This window comes from Pseudomonas sp. ICMP 8385 (assembly GCF_002699915.1).
Lineage (GTDB): Bacteria > Pseudomonadota > Gammaproteobacteria > Pseudomonadales > Pseudomonadaceae > Aquipseudomonas > Aquipseudomonas gessardii.
On sequence record NZ_LKBY01000146.1, the window covers coordinates 160,273 to 178,727 of the forward strand.

Annotated in this window: 13 protein-coding genes and 1 pseudogene; 12 read left to right on the forward strand and 2 right to left on the reverse strand. The window is 63.0% G+C overall.

Features of this window, described 5'->3' with window-relative positions; all coding sequences use genetic code 11:
- Positions 1 to 39 precede the first annotated feature (39 nt).
- Entirely contained in the window at positions 40 to 465 is a 426-nt protein-coding gene (locus tag AO268_RS29245) for a hypothetical protein (RefSeq protein WP_141562855.1), read from the reverse strand.
- 230 nt (positions 466 to 695) lie between these two features.
- On the opposite strand from AO268_RS29245, the gene AO268_RS29250 reads away from it, so the two are divergent.
- The 3 genes from AO268_RS29250 to AO268_RS29260 all read left to right on the forward strand — a co-directional run bounded on the left by AO268_RS29250 (position 696) and on the right by AO268_RS29260 (position 2,193).
- Positions 696 to 1,145 carry an SRPBCC family protein gene (locus AO268_RS29250; protein ID WP_099170674.1) on the forward strand — a complete coding sequence of 150 codons (450 nt, stop codon included), beginning with the start codon at positions 696 to 698 and terminating at the stop codon, positions 1,143 to 1,145.
- A gap of 166 nt (positions 1,146 to 1,311) precedes the next feature.
- Positions 1,312 to 1,758: a DUF411 domain-containing protein gene (locus AO268_RS29255; protein ID WP_099170675.1), complete on the forward strand. Its 447-nt coding sequence runs from the start codon at positions 1,312 to 1,314 to the stop codon at positions 1,756 to 1,758.
- Positions 1,759 to 1,761: 3 nt separating this feature from the next.
- Positions 1,762 to 2,193 carry a YqaA family protein gene (locus AO268_RS29260; protein WP_099170676.1) on the forward strand — a complete coding sequence of 144 codons (432 nt, stop codon included), beginning with the start codon at positions 1,762 to 1,764 and terminating at the stop codon, positions 2,191 to 2,193.
- Between the two features lie 25 nt (positions 2,194 to 2,218).
- Here the strand turns inward: AO268_RS29260 and AO268_RS33590 are convergent.
- Positions 2,219 to 2,377, reverse strand: a pseudogene (locus AO268_RS33590) (CopG family ribbon-helix-helix protein); the annotation flags it as partial.
- 77 nt (positions 2,378 to 2,454) lie between these two features.
- Here AO268_RS33590 and AO268_RS29270 point away from each other — a divergent pair.
- The 9 genes from AO268_RS29270 to AO268_RS29310 all read left to right on the forward strand — a co-directional run bounded on the left by AO268_RS29270 (position 2,455) and on the right by AO268_RS29310 (position 18,448).
- Positions 2,455 to 3,468 (forward strand): alpha/beta fold hydrolase, encoded by a 1,014-nt coding sequence (locus tag AO268_RS29270; RefSeq protein ID WP_076960984.1) that lies wholly within the window; start codon positions 2,455 to 2,457, stop codon positions 3,466 to 3,468.
- A gap of 515 nt (positions 3,469 to 3,983) precedes the next feature.
- Complete coding sequence (glgA, locus tag AO268_RS29275) at positions 3,984 to 5,543, forward strand: glycogen synthase GlgA (protein ID WP_099170677.1); 1,560 nt, start codon at positions 3,984 to 3,986, stop codon at positions 5,541 to 5,543.
- A 14-nt stretch (positions 5,544 to 5,557) separates the two neighbouring features.
- Entirely contained in the window at positions 5,558 to 7,315 is a 1,758-nt protein-coding gene (treZ, locus tag AO268_RS29280; protein WP_099170678.1) for a malto-oligosyltrehalose trehalohydrolase, read from the forward strand.
- Entirely contained in the window at positions 7,312 to 9,396 is a 2,085-nt protein-coding gene (gene malQ / locus AO268_RS29285) for a 4-alpha-glucanotransferase (protein WP_099170679.1), read from the forward strand. The genes treZ and malQ overlap by 4 nt, the downstream gene beginning before the upstream one ends.
- Entirely contained in the window at positions 9,393 to 12,146 is a 2,754-nt protein-coding gene (locus AO268_RS29290; protein WP_099170680.1) for a malto-oligosyltrehalose synthase, read from the forward strand. Before malQ ends, AO268_RS29290 begins: the two co-directional genes overlap by 4 nt.
- Before the next feature lie 23 nt (positions 12,147 to 12,169).
- Positions 12,170 to 12,400 (forward strand): DUF2934 domain-containing protein, encoded by a 231-nt coding sequence (locus tag AO268_RS29295; protein ID WP_076960989.1) that lies wholly within the window; start codon positions 12,170 to 12,172, stop codon positions 12,398 to 12,400.
- A 96-nt stretch (positions 12,401 to 12,496) separates the two neighbouring features.
- Positions 12,497 to 14,638, forward strand: coding sequence for a glycogen debranching protein GlgX (glgX, locus tag AO268_RS29300; RefSeq protein ID WP_076960990.1), 2,142 nt, complete (start codon positions 12,497 to 12,499; stop codon positions 14,636 to 14,638).
- Positions 14,639 to 14,868: 230 nt separating this feature from the next.
- Positions 14,869 to 15,630, forward strand: coding sequence for a PIG-L deacetylase family protein (locus tag AO268_RS29305; RefSeq protein ID WP_099170697.1), 762 nt, complete (start codon positions 14,869 to 14,871; stop codon positions 15,628 to 15,630).
- Between the two features lie 241 nt (positions 15,631 to 15,871).
- Positions 15,872 to 18,448: an autotransporter family protein gene (locus AO268_RS29310; RefSeq protein WP_099170681.1), complete on the forward strand. Its 2,577-nt coding sequence runs from the start codon at positions 15,872 to 15,874 to the stop codon at positions 18,446 to 18,448.
- The last annotated feature ends 7 nt before the right edge of the window (positions 18,449 to 18,455 follow it).

Sequence of the window (18,455 nt, forward strand, 5' to 3'; positions counted from 1 at the left end):
CCTTTATATATAAGGGAGCCATTGGCACATAAGAGACGGTCATAAGTTTTCTATGTCGAACTTCACATTCGCCGTCAACTTCGTGTTTTCCCGTTCGGCCTCAATCAGCATCGTTCCGTGAGCACGCTTTCTGTCTGAAGAAAACGTAACGTCAATGTGGCCGCTTTTTGTCAGCCAGGGTTTTAATGAATCCAACGAATAATAATCCAAGGAGCGGAGCTCCTTGTCATCGTACTCATACTTGCCAGTGGGAGTGCCTCCCTCCAAAGCCGCCTCTATAGCCGTAAGATTGGGTGATATCCCTCGGTCACCGTATAGGTGAACTGAATTCTGGAGGTTGCCATACCAAACATAGTCCGCCACAAAATCCGGTTCAGAAGTGCCTCCTATTGTTATTTTTGCCGTCATTGTTCCTTTTAAACAGACACTGTCGTTTGGGTTTTTTCTACGCGTATCGATATACATATTCTCACCATCCAAGTGACTGATTAGTAGGGTGTGCGCCCATTAGATAACGAGTGGTGAATATTAAAAACTGTCAAATCTGACAGTCTAAAAAGTTGTTTTTTATTGCTTTTCATCGCAGTTGGTGCCCTTCTGCCAGTGGTGCCCGGCAGCCTGCCCGTGCAATGCCCGTAACGCCGACTATTCTGACTAGCGCCCAGTGCCCGTTCCCGCCACACAGGAGGTGTGCCATGAGTGCCGTCGATCATCGGATCCACGCCGAGCGGATCAGTCAGGAGCGTTACATCCAAGCCCCCATCGAAGCCGTCTACGACTACGTGACCCAGCCGGATCGCTGGCACGAGTGGCACCCCACCTCATTGAGCGCAGACACCGGCACCCGTGGTTCACTGCCCGCCGGTCAGCGCTTCACCGAGATAATCGACCTGATGGGCGTGCGCGTGCCCATGAGCTACCGGGTGCAGATCGCCGTGCCGCCCCGGGAGTTCAAGACCGTTTTTACCTCACTCGCCGTCGATGGCAGCATTCACTACTTTCTCCAGGCTCGCGGCAGCGGCACCTTGTTCACCCGGGTGCTGAGCTATGAGACCGAACTGCAACTGCAGGCCTTGCAAGTGCGCATGGTCGAGCTGTCGAATCAGGCCATGGATCAACTCAAGCAGCGCCTGGAAGCGTCTTGAGCTGACAAAACTGTCATCTTTGTCTCAGTTTGCCGACAGCTACGGACGCTAAGCTGCGTGCTTGTCGCGTGCCCGTATAATTTAGAAACATAACCACCTCACCTGATGCGCAAAAGCACGGACAATGCGCCCTCTTTGCGCACTCCGTAACCGATGGGACCTGTCTATGAAAACCACCCTGCGCCTGACTTTACTATCCGCCCTGTTCATGACCACCCTGGCCCAGGCGGCCGAGTTGATCCCGATTGATGTGCACCGCGACGCCAACTGCGGCTGCTGCAAGCAATGGATCAGCCATCTGGAAAGCAACGGGTTCAAGGTCAATGACCATGTCGAAGCCGATATGAGCGCGGTCAAGCAGCGCCTGGGCGTGGTTCCGCGCCTGGCTTCGTGCCATACCGCCGTGATCGACGGCAAGTTCGTCGAAGGCCATGTGCCTGCCGACCAGGTATTGGCCCTGCGCAAGCGCAACGACCTGCTGGGCATCGCGGCCCCGGGCATGCCCATGGGCTCGCCGGGGATGGAAACCGAGGGCATGAGCGACGCGTATCAAGTCATTGGCCTGACCCGCGAAGGCAAAGACGTAGTGGTAGCCCAATACCCGGCCCGCTGAGCAATGCTCGCGGGCTATGCCGGGCTGTTTTTCAGCGCGTTTGGCGCCGCCACACTGTTACCTCTGCAATCGGAGGCGGTGCTGGTGGCGCTGCTGCTCAATGGCAGCTACTCACTGTGGTTGCTGCTCGGCATCGCGACCCTGGGCAATGTGTTGGGCTCTTGGGTCAACTGGTTGCTGGGGCGTTCGGTCGAGCTGTTCAAGGACCGCCGCTGGTTCCCCGTCAGCGCCACGCAGCTGGAAAAATCCCGCCGCCATTATCGACGCTGGGGCCATTGGTCACTGCTGCTCAGTTGGCTGCCGATCATCGGCGACCCCCTGACCCTGGTGGCCGGGGTGATGAAGGAACCGCTGTGGCGTTTTGTGCTGATCGTCAGCCTGGCCAAGGCGGCCCGTTATGCCATGGTGGCAATGGTCACGCTGCACTGGATGTAACACCGCCAGTCGCGAGGGCTTCAAGTTAGCGCGGTACCGGCAACGGGGTGTCTGTGCTGAGGCTATCTGCCCAGGCCTGGACCGCTTGGTGGTCAATGACGCGCCCAGCGTCAACATCATCCAAGGCTTCGCGTGTCAGGCGGCTACGCTCTTCTTCCTGGTCGATCCAAACGGACAGAGCCTGTAGCTTGCTGTAACAGGTTAATCCCCGCTTAATCCACCCGCCACAGCATCCGGGAGCATCGCCCCAGGAGCCTTCCCATGCCGCTGACACGCTCGTTTCTCTTTACCGGCCTGCTGGCCACTTGCGCCCTGCCTGCCTTGGCAGCCATACAAAACCCAAGCTATGGCCCGCAGTTGCAAGGCTTCCCATACCCGTATCCGCTCGAACACTTCGACTTCCAGTCCCAGGGCCAGGCCGTGCAAATGGGTTATATGGATGTGCCCGCCAAAAGCCCCGCCAATGGCCGCAGCGTGGTGTTGATGCATGGCAAGAACTTCTGCGGTGCGACCTGGGAGGCCTCGATCAAGGCCCTGAGCGAGGCCGGCTACCGGGTGATCGCCCCGGATCAGATCGGCTTCTGCACCTCCAGCAAGCCTGAGCACTATCAGTACAGCTTCCAGCAGTTGGCAATCAACACTCATCAGCTCCTGCAAAAGCTCGGCATTCCCAAGGCCACCCTTGTCGGCCACTCCACCGGTGGCATGCTGGCTACCCGCTACGCCCTGCTCTACCCCAAACAGACCGAGCAACTGGCACTGGTCAACCCGATCGGCCTGGAAGACTGGAAGGCCCTGGGCGTGCCCTATCGTAGCGTCGACCAATGGTATGCGCGCGAGTTGCAACTGAGCGCCGATGGCGTGCGCGAGTACGAGCGCAAGACCTACTACGATGGCCGCTGGAAGCCTGAATACGAACGCTGGGTGGACATGCTCGTCGGCCTGAACCAGGGGCCTGGCCATAAGCGGGTGGCGTGGAACTCGGCGTTGATTTACGACATGATCTTCACCCAGCCGGTGTACTACGAATTCAAGGACCTGCAGGTGCCAACCCTGCTGTTGATTGGGACATCGGACATTACCGCCATTGGCAGCGATAACGCACCGCCCGAGGTCAAGGCCAGGCTCGGTCACTACGACAAACTGGGCAAGCAGGTGGCCAAGCTGATCCCCCGCTCGACCTTGGTGGAGTTCCCGGGCCTGGGCCATGCACCACAGATGGAAGAGCCTGTGCGCTTTCATCAGGCGCTGTTGCAAGGGTTGCAGGCGCTCTGAGCTTCTTAAGGGTATCCAGGCATGGCGGGCGGGCGGTGCTTGCATGAAAAATTTTGATATTTGACTTCATGAATATAATTTAACTTCATGATTTATATATAAATTATATCTTGATAAATCACTTTAAGTAGCCTGCTGCACTGCTATCGAGCAGCCCGCCCCCGACGCCCCATCAAGAGGCAACCCCCGCCGACACGGGTGTTGCAAATTAAATTGTCCTACAACCCTTGCAGGCCCTGGGCTCTGTCCTAGACTGAAGAACGATGGGTCATCGATCAGAATAAAAGCCCCCGCAAAAAATCGAAACTTTCCAACTCTGCCGCAGGTCAGGTTTAAGGTAGGGCGCACGCCACCGGCACCAGCCGGACGTCCGCCCATCCAATCTATCTATCAGTTCGGTGCAATTGGCATAAGCCTTGCCAGTCTGTGCAGTGCTAGTGCGCGTGACCGCAGGACGCGGTTGACTTTCGCCGAGGGCGCCAGGCTCTCGGCTGACCAACACATGGGAGATAACGATGATCAGTGCCGCTTCGGGAATTCAGGGACAGCGTTTCAGTCAGCCGGTCGATGGGCCAACCACTCTGGTTGACCTTCCCGGCACAGTGCGGCCGGTCTCGTCTCAAAACCCCAATCGCAAGAAAGTCCTGTTTGTGACCTCGGAACTGGCTGACCTGGTGAAAACCGGTGGCCTGGGCGATGTGTCCGCCGCCCTGCCCCGGGCCATGGCCCATCTGCATGATGTGCGGGTGTTGATTCCGGGCTACCGCCAAGTGCTCGACAGCGACAACCCGATCCATATCATCGGCGAACTGGGGGGCCATGCTGCGCTGCCGCCGTGCAAGATCGGGCGCATGGACCTCAAGGACGGCCTGGTCATCTATGTGCTGATCTGCCCCGAGCTGTACGAGCGTGAAGGCACGCCCTACGGCGCCAACAACGGTCGCGACTGGCCCGACAACCATATCCGCTTCGCCCGCCTGGGCCTGGCCGCTGCCGATATTGCCGCCAACCTCGCGCAAATCCACTGGTGCCCGGACCTGGTGCACGCCCATGACTGGCCGGCGGGCCTGGCCCCGGCCTATATGCACTGGCGTGGGTCACGCACGCCCACCCTGTTTACCATCCATAACCTGGCCTACCAGGGCGTGGTCAGCCTGGCTTCGTGCCCGGAACTGGGGATTCCCGACCATGCCTTGCAACAGGAAGGCATGGAGTTCTACGGCAAGATGTCGTTCCTCAAGGCGGGCATGGCCTATTCCAGCCATATCACCACGGTCAGCGCCACCTACGCCCGGGAGATCACCACCCCCGAGTTCGGCTGCGGCCTGGACGGTTTCCTCGCCAGCAAGACCCAGCAAGGCCTGCTCAGTGGCATCCCCAATGGCATCGATGAGAGCTGGGAATCGTCCACCGACCCGCACCTGGATCACCCCTTCAATATCGGCGACTGGCAAGGCAAGGCGGTCAACGCCAGCCATGTGCGCCAGCTGTTCGGCCTGGATGAATCCACCGGCCCCTTGTTTGCCGTGGTGTCGCGCCTGGTGTACCAAAAAGGCCTGGACCTGACCGAAGCCGTGGCCGGTTTTATCGTCGAGCATGGCGGGCAGATTGCGATCATCGGGCGTGGCGAGCCGGAAGAAGAACAGGCCATGCGCGCCCTGGCCCTGCGTTTCCCCGGCCGCATCGGCGTGCGCATCGGCTTTAACGAAACCGACGCCCGCCGCATGTTCGCCGGCAGCGACTTTTTGCTGATGCCCTCGCGCTACGAGCCGTGCGGCTTGAGCCAGATGTACGCCCAGCGCTTCGGCTCGCTGCCGGTGGCGCGCAATACCGGCGGCCTGGCCGACACCATCGAAGACGGCGTGACCGGGTTCCTGTTCGATGAATCCACCGTGCCAAGCTATGAAGCGGCCCTCAATCGCGCCTTCAAGGTATTCGCCTTCCCCGACCTGCTCAACGCCATGCGCTGCCGGGCCATGGCCGCCCCCTTCAACTGGGGCCAGGCCGTTGCACCCTATGCCGAACTTTACGAGCAACTGGTAGCGAAAGGGCTGGGAAAATCGGGGAAAGTCTAAAGAGGTTGGGATAGATGCCGTCACGGACTCTGGAAACATGGCCCCACGGCGCGATCCTGCAGGATGCGCAACACACCCGCTTCGCCCTGTGGGCGCCGGATGCCTTTTACGTCAGCGTCGAGCTGCAAGGTGGCCAGTCGGTGCCCATGCTGCCCCAGGCCGAGGGGTGGTTTGTTGTCACCTTGCCCTGCCTGGCCGGCACCCGCTACCACTTCAACATCGAGGGTGAGCGCGATGTGCCGGACCCGGCCTCACGCCTCCAGTACGCGGGAGTGCATGGCGACAGCGTGGTGGTCGACCCGCTGGCCTACTCCTGGCGCCACGGCACCTGGCAAGGGCGGCCCTGGCATGAAGCGGTGATCTATGAGCTGCATGTGGGGCTCCTCGGTGGTTATGCCGCAGTGGAGCAGCATCTGCCACGCCTGGCCGAACTGGGTGTCACCGCCATTGAGCTGATGCCACTGGCGCAATGCCCCGGTGAGCGCAATTGGGGCTACGACGGGGTCCTGCCCTATGCGCCGCAAGCGTCCCTGGGCACGCCGGACCAGTTGAAGCACCTGATCGACAGCGCCCATGAGCATGGCCTGGCGGTGATCCTCGATGTGGTCTACAACCACTTCGGCCCCGACGGTAACGACCTGGGCCAGTATGCCAAAGGTTTTTTCCGCGAAGGCACCCACACCCCCTGGGGCGCCGGGATCGACTTTCGTCGCCGCGAAGTGCGCGATTTCTTTATCGAAAACGCCCTGATGTGGTTGCTCGAATACCGTTTCGACGGCCTGCGCCTGGATGCGGTGCATGCCATCAACGACCCGCCATTCCTCCAGGAACTGGCCCGACGGGTGCGCGAACAGGTGGACCCGTGCCGCCATGTGTGGCTGGTGCTGGAAAATGAATTCAACCAGGCCAGCCTGTTGCAGCAGGGCTTCGATGGGCAATGGAACGACGACGGGCATAACGCCCTGCACGTGCTGTTGACCGGCGAGACCGACGCCTACTACGCCGACTTTGCCGATGACCCCACCGCCAAACTGGCCCGCTGCCTGGGCGAAGGTTTTATCTACCAGGGCCAGACCACACGCCACGGCACCCGGCGCGGCGAGCCCAGCGGGCATTTGCCGCCCAGTGCCTTTGTATTGTTTTTGCAGAACCACGACCAGGTCGGCAACCGCGCCCTGGGCGAGCGCCTGCACCAACTGTGCTCGCCCCAGGCGTTGCAGGCGGCCACGACCTTGTTGTTGCTGTCGCCGATGATCCCGTTGCTGTTTATGGGTGAGGAAGTCAACGCCGCACAGCCTTTCCTGTTTTTTACCGACTACCACGGTGCGTTGGCCGAGGCCGTGCGCGAAGGCCGGCGCAATGAGTTTGCCGACTTCGCGGCCTTCAGCGACCCCCAGCGCCGCGCGCAGATCCCCGACCCCAACGCGCTGCAGACCTTTGAACGCTCCATTCCACGGTTTACCCAGGCGCCTGCGGCGTTGTATCGGCAATTGCTGGGCCTGCGCCGGCAACATATCGTGCCCCATCTGCCCGGCAGTATGGCCCTCGGCGCGCAGGTCCTGGGCCCGGGCGCGCTGTCGGCACGCTGGCGCCTGGGCAATGGCCGCGTGTTGCAGATCGACCTCAACCTGAGCCCGGCCACCCTGCACCACCCGGCCGGCCCTATCGCGCTGTTCAGCACCAGCGGTGCCCCTGGGGTGCTCACGCCCTTCTCTGCCCACGCCAGCCTGACGCCGGGCGCCCCCTCATCCTCTGTTGGAGAACACCCTTGAGCGACGCGCAATTGCAACGCCTCGCCAGCCGTGCAGGCCTGGCGGTGGATTGGATCGACGCCAATGGCCGAGCGCAGCAGGTCAGCGCCGACGCGCTGCGCGCCGTGCTCAATGGCCTTGGCCACCCCGCCGACACCGACGAAGCCATCGCCGCCAGCCTGCAAGCCCTGGAACGCGCGCAGCAAGACCGCCATCTTGCACCGCTGTTGACCGTAGACGTGGGCAGCAGCCTCGACCTGGCCGCGCACTTTGCCCCCGGCACGCCGTGCCAGGTTTATCTGGAGGACGGCAGCACCCTGGACCTTGAGCTGGATGCCCAGGCCAGGCTGCCCGGCACCCTGCCCGTGGGCTACCAGCGGGTGCAGGTCGCCGGGCAACCCTTCACCCTGGCCGTTGCCCCCCAGCGTTGCTTCAGCGTCGCCGAGGCGGTGGGCTGCCAGCCCGCCCGCGCCTGGGGCCTGAGCGTGCAGCTGTATGCCTTGCGCCGCAGTGGCGATGGTGGCTTTGGCGATACCCAGGCCCTGGAGCAACTGGCCCGCGCAGCCGCTGAGCGCGGTGTCGATGCCCTGGCCATCAGCCCCCTGCACGCCATGTTCAGTGCCGATACCCAGCGCTATAGCCCGTATTCGCCTTCCAGTCGCTTGTTCCTCAACAGCCTGTATGCCTCGCCGGCGTGCATCCTCGGTGAACGGGCGTGGCGCAGCGCCATTGAGGCCACGGGGCTGGCCGATGAGTTGCAAGAGCTGGAACAACAAAGCCTGATCGACTGGCCCGCCGCCGCCAAGACCAAGCAGCGCCTGCTGCGTGCCCTGTACGACGACTTCCGCCAGGGCGAGCACCCGCAACAGGCCGACTTCCTGAGCTTTCGCCAGGCCGGCGGTGAGGCCCTGGAAAACCACTGCCGCTTCGAGGCCGTGCAGGCCGAGCGCGCCGCCCAGGGCGAAAGCCTCGACTGGCGCCAATGGCCCGAAGACTGGCGCGACCCGGGCAGCGCCACGCTCACGCAGTTTGCGGCCGAGCAAGGCGAAGCGATTGGCTTCTACGCCTTCACCCAATGGCTGATCGCCCGCTGCCTGGAGCGCGCCCAACAAGCCGCTCGCGGCAGTGGCATGGGTATCGGCCTGATTGCCGACCTGGCGGTGGGGGCCGATGGCGCCGGCAGCCAGGCCTGGAGCCGCCAGGATGAACTGCTGGCCGACCTCACCGTGGGCGCACCACCGGATATCCTCAACCGCGCCGGCCAGGGCTGGGGCATCTCTGCGTTTTCCCCCGAAGGCCTGAAACGCAACGGGTTCCGCGCGTTTATCGAAATGCTGCGGGCCAACTTCGCCCATGCCGGCGGTTTGCGGATCGACCATGTGATGGGCCTGCAACGGCTGTGGGTCATCCCCAGGGGCGCCTCGCCCAGACAAGGCGCGTACCTGTATTACCCGGTGGACGACCTGCTGCGCCTGCTGGCTCTGGAGTCCAGCCGCCACCGGGCGATTGTGCTGGGCGAGGATTTGGGCACGGTGCCCGAGGGCCTGCGGGAAAAACTCAGCGCCCGCGCCATGCTCGGCATGCGCGTGCTGTTATTCGAGCAGGACCATGGCGGGCGCTTCACGCCGATCCTCGACTGGCCGGACAACGCCCTGGCCACCACCAGCACCCATGACCTGCCGACACTCAATGGCTGGTGGCACCACCGTGATATCGAGTGGAATGTACAGCTGGGGCTGATCGATACGCCCACGGTGGAGCAATGGAGCGAACACCGCCAGCGTGAACGCGCGGCACTGCGCCAGGCCTTGGGCCAGGATCCGCAGAACTTTGGCGCTGCGCTGCGCAACGAAACCGACGCCCTGCTCGATGCCAGCGTGCGCTACCTCGGCCATACCCGGGCGCCCCTGGTCTTGCTGCCCCTGGAAGATGCCTTGGGCACCCTGGAGCAAGCCAACCTGCCCGGCACCCTCGACACCCATCCCAACTGGCGCCGCCGCCTGCCGGGGGATGCCACGCACCTGCTCGACGATGACAACGCCGCACGCCGCCTGGAACTGCTGGCGGTGGCGCGCCAGCAGGCCCTGGAGCGTGACCGATGAACGCCCCTGTGCTACGGGCCACCCAACGCCTGCAATTCCACCAGGGCTTTACCCTTGACGACGCGGTGCCGCTGGTGCCGTACTTTGCCCGCCTGGGCATCAGCCACCTGTACGCCTCGCCCCTGCTCAAGGCCCGCGCCGGCTCGATGCATGGCTACGACGTGGTGGACCCGACCACGCTCAACCCGCAGCTGGGCGGCGAGCCGGCGCTACGCCGCCTGGTGGCGGCCCTGCGCGCGCACGACATGGGGCTGATTCTGGACATCGTGTCCAACCATATGGCGGTTGGCGGCAGCGACAACCCCTGGTGGCTGGACCTCCTGGAATGGGGACGCCTGAGCCCCTACAGCGAATTCTTCGATATCCAGTGGCACTCGCCGGACCCGCTGCTCAAGGGCCAACTGTTGCTGCCCTTTCTCGGCAGCGACTACGGCGAAGCCTTGCAAAGCGGCACGCTGCCCCTGCGCTTCGATCCGGGCCAGGGCCGTTTTTTTGTCGAGCACTACGAGCACCATTTTCCGATCTGCCCCCGTGACTATGGCGCTATCCTGCGCAGCCACCCTCCCCTCAAAGACCTCGCCGACCGCTTCAGCGCCCTGGCCTATCAGGCCGATGCCTGGCCCCTGGCCGCCAGCCTGAAACAGGAACTGGCCGCACAGGCCCGCAGCCCCTTGAACCTGGCCGCCATCGAACACGCCCTGGGCCTGTTTGATGGGCGCCAGGGCGAAGGTTTCGCGCGCCTGCATCAGTTGCTGGAACAGCAAGCCTATCGCCTGGCCAGTTGGCGCACGGCGGCGGATGACATCAATTGGCGGCGCTTTTTCGATGTCAACGAGTTGGGCGGCCTGCGGGTCGAACGGGCCATGGTGTTCGAGGCCACCCACGGCAAGATTTTCCAGCTGATCAGCGAGGGCCTGGTGGATGGCCTGCGTATCGACCATATCGACGGCCTGGCCGATCCCCGTGGCTACTGCCGCAAGTTGCGCCGGCGCGTGGACGGGTTGTCGCCAACCCGGCACTTGCCGATCTTTGTCGAGAAGATCCTCGGCAGCGGCGAAACCCTGCGCGAAGACTGGCGGGTCGACGGCACCACCGGCTATGAGTTCATGAACCAGGTGTCGCTGATGCAGCACGATCCCCAAGGGTTCGAGGCATTGGCCCGGCTGTGGAGCGCCACCAGCGAGCGGCCCTCGGCATTTATCGAGGAAGCGTACCTGGCTCGGCAACAGATCCTCAACGGCTCCCTGGCCGGGGATTTTGAAAGCGTGGCCCAGGCCCTGCTGCAAGTGGCCCGTGCCGATGTGATGAGCCGTGACCTGACCCTGGGTGCGATCCGTCGCGCCTTGCAGGCGCTGGTTGTGCACTTCCCGGTGTACCGCACCTATATCAGCGCCTGTGGCCGCAGTGCGGCTGACGAGGTGGTGTTCCAACAGGCCCTGGCCGGTGCCCGTGAAACCTTGAGCGAGGCCGACTGGCCGGTGCTCGACTACCTGCAACAATGGCTCGGCGGCCAACCCTGGCGCGAGCGCGCCTGGGGACAACCACGCAAGCGCCTCAAGCATGCCTGCGTGCGCTTCCAGCAACTGACCTCGCCGACAGCCGCCAAGGCCGTGGAAGACACTGCGCTCTATCGCTCGGCGGTGCTGCTCGCGCGCAATGATGTGGGGTTCAATACCGAACAGTTCAGCGCGCCCCTGGCCGACTTCCATGCCGCCAACCAGCAGCGCCTGCAGACCTTCCCCGACAATCTGCTGGCCACGGCCAGCCACGACCACAAGCGCGGCGAAGACAGCCGCGCGCGCCTGGCGGTGCTCAGCGAGTGCGCGCCGTGGTATGCCGAGCAGGTGCAGCACTGGCGCACCCTGGCCATGCCCTTGCGCGATGACCTAGCCATTCCGTCGGCCGCTGATGAGCTGATTCTCTATCAGGTGCTGCTGGGCAGTTGGCCCCTGGACCTGGATCTGCAGGACACCGGTGACTATCAGCGGCGCCTCTGGCAGTGGCAACAAAAAGCCCTGCGCGAAGCCAAGCTGCACAGCAGCTGGAGTGCGCCCAACGATAGCTACGAGCAGGGTGTCGACGCCTTCCTCAGCCGTTTGCTGCTCGAGCCCAGCGGCTTGCCCTTGCGCACGGCGATCCACGCGGCCGCCCAGGCCATCGCCCCCGCTGGCGCCTTGAACGGGCTGGCGCAATCCTTGCTGCGCAACACCGTGCCAGGCGTGCCGGACCTGTATCAGGGCGATGGGTTCTGGGACTTGAGCCTGGTGGACCCCGACAACCGGCGGGCCGTGGATTTCAATGCCCGGCAACGGGCACTGGCGACAGCCCCGCACGCTTTGCTTGAGCGCTGGCGTGACGGGCACTTGAAGCAGGCGCTGATCGCCCAGGTGTTGAACCTGCGCAAAGCCCACCCGCTGCTGTTTGCCAGGGGGCGCTATGTGCCGCTGCCCGTGCTGGGCAGGCATGCCCAACGGATTGTCACCTTCAGCCGCGAGTATCAGGGCCAGTGGCTGTTGGTGGTGGTGCCACGCTGGACCCACACCCTGCTTGAAAACAGCGCGTGCCCCCAGGTGGATGCGCAAGTGTGGGGCGATACCCGGATCACATTACCGTTCGACGTCACGTTGCAAAACTGGAAGGGACTTTTGCAAACCGGTGCAGTCACACCCAACAAGGAGCTACTGATCAGCGCTGCCCTGAGGGATATACCGGTGAATGTCTTTATCCATTCTGACGATCAAGAAAGCTGAAACTCTCTGTGAGGAGCATTGCGATGAGCACCGAAGACAAACGCATTCGTGAATTCGCGTATCAGATCTGGGAGTCTGAAGGTAAGCCCGAAGGCCAGGAAGCCCGCCATTGGGAAATGGCCCGCAAGTTGGCCGAAGCCGAGGCCCAGACCCCCAGCAAACCCAAGGCCAGCACAAAGCCCAAGGCCAAACCGCCTGCGGAAAAACCCGCCGTGGCCAAGAAACCCCGGGCCCCGCGCAAGCCCGCCGGCTGACCCACCTCAGGCGCCGGTACACAACGCAATGATTGACCTGACCTGATGTCAGCACGGGCCCCGTTTGGCCTGAAAAAACCTTGCAGGAGCACCACCATGAGCAAGACACCCGATACCGAGCCGTCGCGGATTCGTGAAGGTTTACCCTTCCCCCTCGGCGCGACCTGGGACGGTCTGGGGGTCAATTTCGCGCTGTTCTCGGCCAACGCCACCAAGGTCGAGCTGTGCCTGTTCGACGACACCGGCGAAGTCGAGCTGGAGCGTATCGAACTGCCGGAATACACCGACGAGACCTTCCACGGCTACTTGCCCGACGCCCACCCGGGGCTGATCTATGGCTACCGCGTGTACGGGGCCTATGACCCGGCCAATGGCCATCGCTTCAACCACCATAAATTGCTGATCGACCCCTATGCCAAGCAACTGGTGGGCGAGCTCAAGTGGTCCGAAGCGCTGTTTGGCTACACCATCGGCCACCCGGATGCCGACCTGAGCTTTGATGAACGCGACAGCGCGCCCTTCGTGCCCAAATGCAAAGTCATCGACCCGGCCCATACCTGGGGCAACGACCAGCCGGTGCGCACGCCGTGGGACCGCACCATCCTCTACGAAACCCATCTGCGCGGCATCAGCATGCGCCATCCTTCGGTCCCGGAGGCGGTGCGTGGCACCTGCGCCGGGTTGATGGTCGACGATGTGCTCAAGCATATCCGCCAACTGGGCGTGTCGTCGGTGGAGTTGCTGCCGGTCCACGCCTTCGTCAATGACCAGCACCTGCTGCAAAAAGGCATGACCAACTACTGGGGCTACAACAGCATCGCCTTCTTTGCCCCCGACCCGCGCTACCTGGCCAGCGGCAAGATCGCCGAGTTCAAGGAAATGGTCGCGCACCTGCACGAAGCCAGGCTGGAGGTGATCCTCGATGTGGTCTACAACCACACCGCCGAAGGCAACGAGCAGGGCCCGACCCTGTCGATGCGCGGTATCGACAATGCCTCCTACTACCGCTTGATGCCCGATGACAAACGCTTCTATATCAACGATTCCGGCACCGGCAATACCCTGGACCTGAGCCACCCCTGCGTGCTGCAAATGGTCACCGACTCCCTGCGTTACTGGGCCACGGAGATGCATGTGGATGGTTTCCGCTTTGACCTGGCGACTATCCTGGGGCGTTATCACGACGGTTTTGACGAGCGCCACAGCTTCCTCGTCGCCTGCCGCCAGGACCCGGTGCTGCGCCAGGTAAAAATGATCGCCGAGCCCTGGGATGTGGGCCCCGGCGGCTATCAGGTGGGCAACTTCCCGCCGGGCTGGGTGGAATGGAATGACCGTTTCCGCGACACCGTGCGCGCGTTCTGGAAAGGCGATGACGGCCAACTGGCGGACTTTGCCGGGCGCATGACCGCCTCCGGCGAGATGTTCAACCAGCGCGGGCGCCGGCCCTATAGCTCGGTGAACTTCATCACTGCCCACGACGGCTTCACCCTGCACGACCTGGTGTCCTACAACGACAAGCACAACGAAGCCAACGACGAAAACAACCAGGACGGCAGCAATAACAACCTGTCGTGGAACCACGGCGTCGAAGGCCCGACCGACGACCCCGCGATCAACGCGCTGCGCCTGCGCCAGATGCGCAACTTCTTCGCCACCCTGCTGCTGGCCCAGGGCACGCCGATGCTGGTGGCCGGTGACGAATTCGCGCGCACCCAGCACGGCAACAACAACGCCTACTGCCAGGACAGTGAAATCGGCTGGGTCAACTGGGACCTGGATGAAGACGGCAAGTCGCTGCTCACGTTCGTCAAGCGCCTGATCAAGCTGCGCCTGGCCTACCCCATCCTGCGGCGCGGGCGCTTCCTGGTGGGCGACTACAACGAAGACATTGGGGTCAAAGACGTGACGTGGCTGGCCCCCGACGGCAACGAAATGACCATTGAACAGTGGCAAGACAGCCAGGGCCGTTGCCTGGGGATGCTGATGGATGGCCGCGCCCAGGAAACCGGGATTCGCCGGCCAGGCGCCGATGCCACGCTGCTGCTGGTGGTCAACGCGCACCACGACCTGGTGAATTTCCGCTTGCCCCAGGTGCCGGATGGCGGCTTCTGGACCTGCATGGTCGACACCCACCAGCCGGCCGTAAGCGGCCAGGAGCGCTTCGATTTTGACCACGAATACGCCGTGACCGGGCGTTCGCTGCTGCTGTTTGAACTGCAGCATGAGCCAGCGGCGTGAAAAGGGCTCGACGTGTTTCTACCAAGGGCCTGATGCACTCACCCTGAAAAAAATACGATTTTGCCCGACGACGGCGCGACGAATCCCCGGCTATGAACAATACTCATAGACGGCAATCCAGGATTCGGAGCGCCAGCGTGCCGTAATGGCCTTGCGCCATAGCGACAAAAAGGAGAGTCGACCCGTCAACGGGGTACGACCTGCATCATCAGGACAAGGACGTGACATTGATCAAACCCGCCCCTCTGCACGACAGTCGCCGCCTGCCGGCGCAAATCTGGAACAGTGCGCCGCAGCTGGCGCAAATCCCCACCATCAGCCCTTCCCTATTGGTGCCTCCTGGCTCACGCGTTGTTGTCGTTGCCCCCCACCCCGGTGATGAAGTGCTGGCCTGCGGCGGTTTGCTGCAACTGCTCAGCACCCTCGATTACCCCTTGAAGCTGATCTCGATCACCGACGGCAGTGCCAGCCATCCGGGTTCCAACCAGTGGTCGGCGCAGCGCCTGAGCGTGTTTCGCCCCCAGGAAAGTGTCGAGGCCCTGCGCCGCCTTGGCTTGCCCCTGCACAGCCTGAAGTGGATTCGCGGCGGCTTTTGCGACAACGCCCTGGCCGCCCGTGAACCCGCCTTGAGCCAATTTATTGCACGCTACCTGCAACCCGGTGATGTGGTGTTTACCACCTGGCGCAATGATGGCAATGACGACCATGATGCTGTCGGCCGGGCTACCGCCATCGCTTGTGCGCAGACCGGCGCGCGCCTGCTGGAGTTGCCGATCTGGGCCTGGCACTGGCCCGCCCGCGACGCCGGCCTCATGCCCTGGCAGTGCGCGCGCAAGGTGCGCCTCGACACCTGGAGCGTGGCGCGCAAACGCCACGCAGCCCACGCTTATGCCAGCCAGTTGCTTGGCGACCCGCTGATCGGCCTGGCGCCGATGCTACCGCCGGTGCTGCTGGAGCGCATGCGCGAACCCTATGAGATTGTGTTCCTGTAACTAGTCTATACCTGTTAATTCTGACAGTAGCGGGCCTTCCCGCCGGTTGCTAACGTGAAACAAGCGCTGCACAGGTTCAGGTGCAGTCGAGAAAGCCATGCCAACTCCTTGCACTGGCGATGTTTTACGAACAGGAAACCTGCTGTCCCTTCTCGTTATCGTGCTTCACGTTGCCATGGCCCTGAGCGTGCCTGCCCTTGCAGGCGGCAAGACGTCATCTCCCATCGAACGAGGGTGGATCATGAGCACACGGCGATATTCCCTGCTGTACCTGGGCATCTGGATGGCCAGCGCGACACTGATGTTCCCCCTCGCGCCACCGGCCGACGCAGCGTGTACGCCGGCAGTCACCGCCGGCGACGACACCACCACCTGCGACAGTGGCACCACGCCAGGCTTTACCGACCTCAATGGCCATAACACCCTCAACCTGCCCGCCGGTGGCAATGGCGCCATCACCAGCGCGGTGACCTTTGGCGATGGCAACGATCGGGTGCAGGCCCATTCGGGCAGCATGGGTGCCCTGAACATGGGCAACGGGGCGAATACTTTGCGCGTGGAACTGAATGCCGTGGTGGGCCCGGTAACCCAGGGCGATGGGGCCGATAGCGTACAAATCAGCGGCGGCAGCGTCGGTGCGATCAACCAGGGCGCTGGCATCGACACCTATACGCAAAGCGGCGGCCGCGTGACCAGCGTGGCCCAGGGCGATGGCCGGGATACGTTCATGATGAGTGATGGCGAGATTGTTGGCGCCTTTGAAGATGGCGATGTGGCCACCCAGTCCGGGGGCACCATCGGCCGCGTTGATATGAAGCTCGACAATAACTTCTACACCCTGCTGAACGGGCGGATCAACGGCAACCTGGTGACCGGCTTCGGCCTGGACACCATCACCGTTTCCGGGGGCTACATTGGCGGCAACGTCAGTGTCAGCGGGGGCAACGACCTGATGACCCTCAGCGGCGGCGTGATCAATGGCCAGATCCTCATGAGTTTCGGCAACGACCAGTTCAACTGGATTGGCGCCGGCACGATCAATTCCACGGTCAATATGGGCGCGGACAATGATACGGCGCTGCTGCAGAACCTGACGCAAGCCATCCTTGCCCCTACGCCCTTGATCGATGGCGGCCTGGGCAGCGACACCCTGACCTTTGACAACACCCAATCGGCCACCGCAGAACGCTACATCAATTGGGAAACGGTCAATCTCAACAACGGCTCGCGCTTTACCCTGGCCGGCGCTTTCAAGCTCGGTGATAGCGCCAGCGCCACAGGCGCCTTGAATATCGACGCCAGCAGTGTGCTGCTGGTCAGCCAGGGAGCCATCACGCCATTCACCGCTGGCCAGTTGGCCACCCTTAACAACAGCGGCCTGATCGATATGACCAGCGCCAGTACCAGCGCCACCGACAGCCTGACGGTCAATGGCAACTACACCGGCAACAATGGCCAGATTGCGCTGCAAAGCGTGCTGGGCAGCGACGGCTCGGCCAGTGACAAGCTGGTGGTGAGCCAGGGCACGCTACAGGGCACCACCCGCCTTGACGTCAGCAACCTGGGCGGGCCTGGGGCCCAGACCCTGAGCAATGGCATCCAGCTGGTCGAGGCCCTCAACGGTGCGACGGGCAGCGACCGGGCTTTCAGCCTGGCGGGCGGCTCGGTGTCCGCCGGGGCGTTTGAGTACTTCCTGTTCAAGGGCGGCGTCACCGCAGGCTCCGAACAGCAGTGGTACCTGCGCTCTGCCGTTGTCGCGCCACCGCTGCCCGACCCGGAGGACCCGGTGGTGCCGCCGCCGGTTCCCGCCGTGGGCACACCGGTGGACTTGCCAACGTCCGTGCCCGGTGCCGACCCGATCCCGCTCTATCGCCCCGAAGTGCCGGTGTATTCGACACTGTTTCCGGCGGCCCAACAGACGGTACGGGCCATGCTCGGGACCTACCACGAGCGCATGGGCGACCAAAGCCGCCAGACCGGCACCGGCTCATTCCCGGCGGGCTGGGGCCGGGTCTATGGCAACAGCCGCCGCCAGGCCTATGCCGGCACGGTCAGCCCACGGTTGGACAGCTCGGTCAGCGGTTTCCAGGTGGGCAGCGACCTGCATGCCTGGACCACCGCCAATGACCAGGTGCAGCGCCTGGGGTTCTTCGTCGGCCATAGCCGCTTGAGGGGTAATGTGGATGGCTTCAACCGAGGTTGGCAGCACCTGGATGCCGGCAAGACGACCTTGCGCGGTGACAGCCTGGGCCTGTATTGGACCCTGATCGACCCTTATGGCTGGTACGTCGATGTGGTGCTGATGGGCACCCGCCTCAAAGGCAGCAGCGAGTCTGATCGGGGGCTCAAGCTCAAGACCAAGGGGCATGATGTACTGGGTTCGGTGGAAGTGGGCATGCCGCTGCACATCACGCAAAACTGGGAGTTGGAGCCGCAACTGCAACTGATCGCCAATAAAACCCGGTTCGATCGCGAGCATGATGGGGTCTCCGAGGTGGCGTTTTCAGCCGACACGGCCCTCACCACCCGGCTCGGGGTCAGGCTGCGGGGCAGCTATCTGCTGGCTTCAATGCCGATCCAGCCCTATGTCCGCGCCAATGTCTGGCACGCGTCCTCCGGGACCAACCGGGTGCGCTTCAATGACGTCACGGATATCGATACCAAGCAGAAATCCACCACCCTGGGCCTGAGTGCCGGTGCCACGTTGCAGGTTTCCAGGCAGGTCAGCCTGTATGGCGAGTTGGGTTATGAAGGCAACCTGGACAGCAATGCCCTGGATGGGCACCAGGGCACTGTTGGCGTCGGGATGGCGTTCTAGCACGATG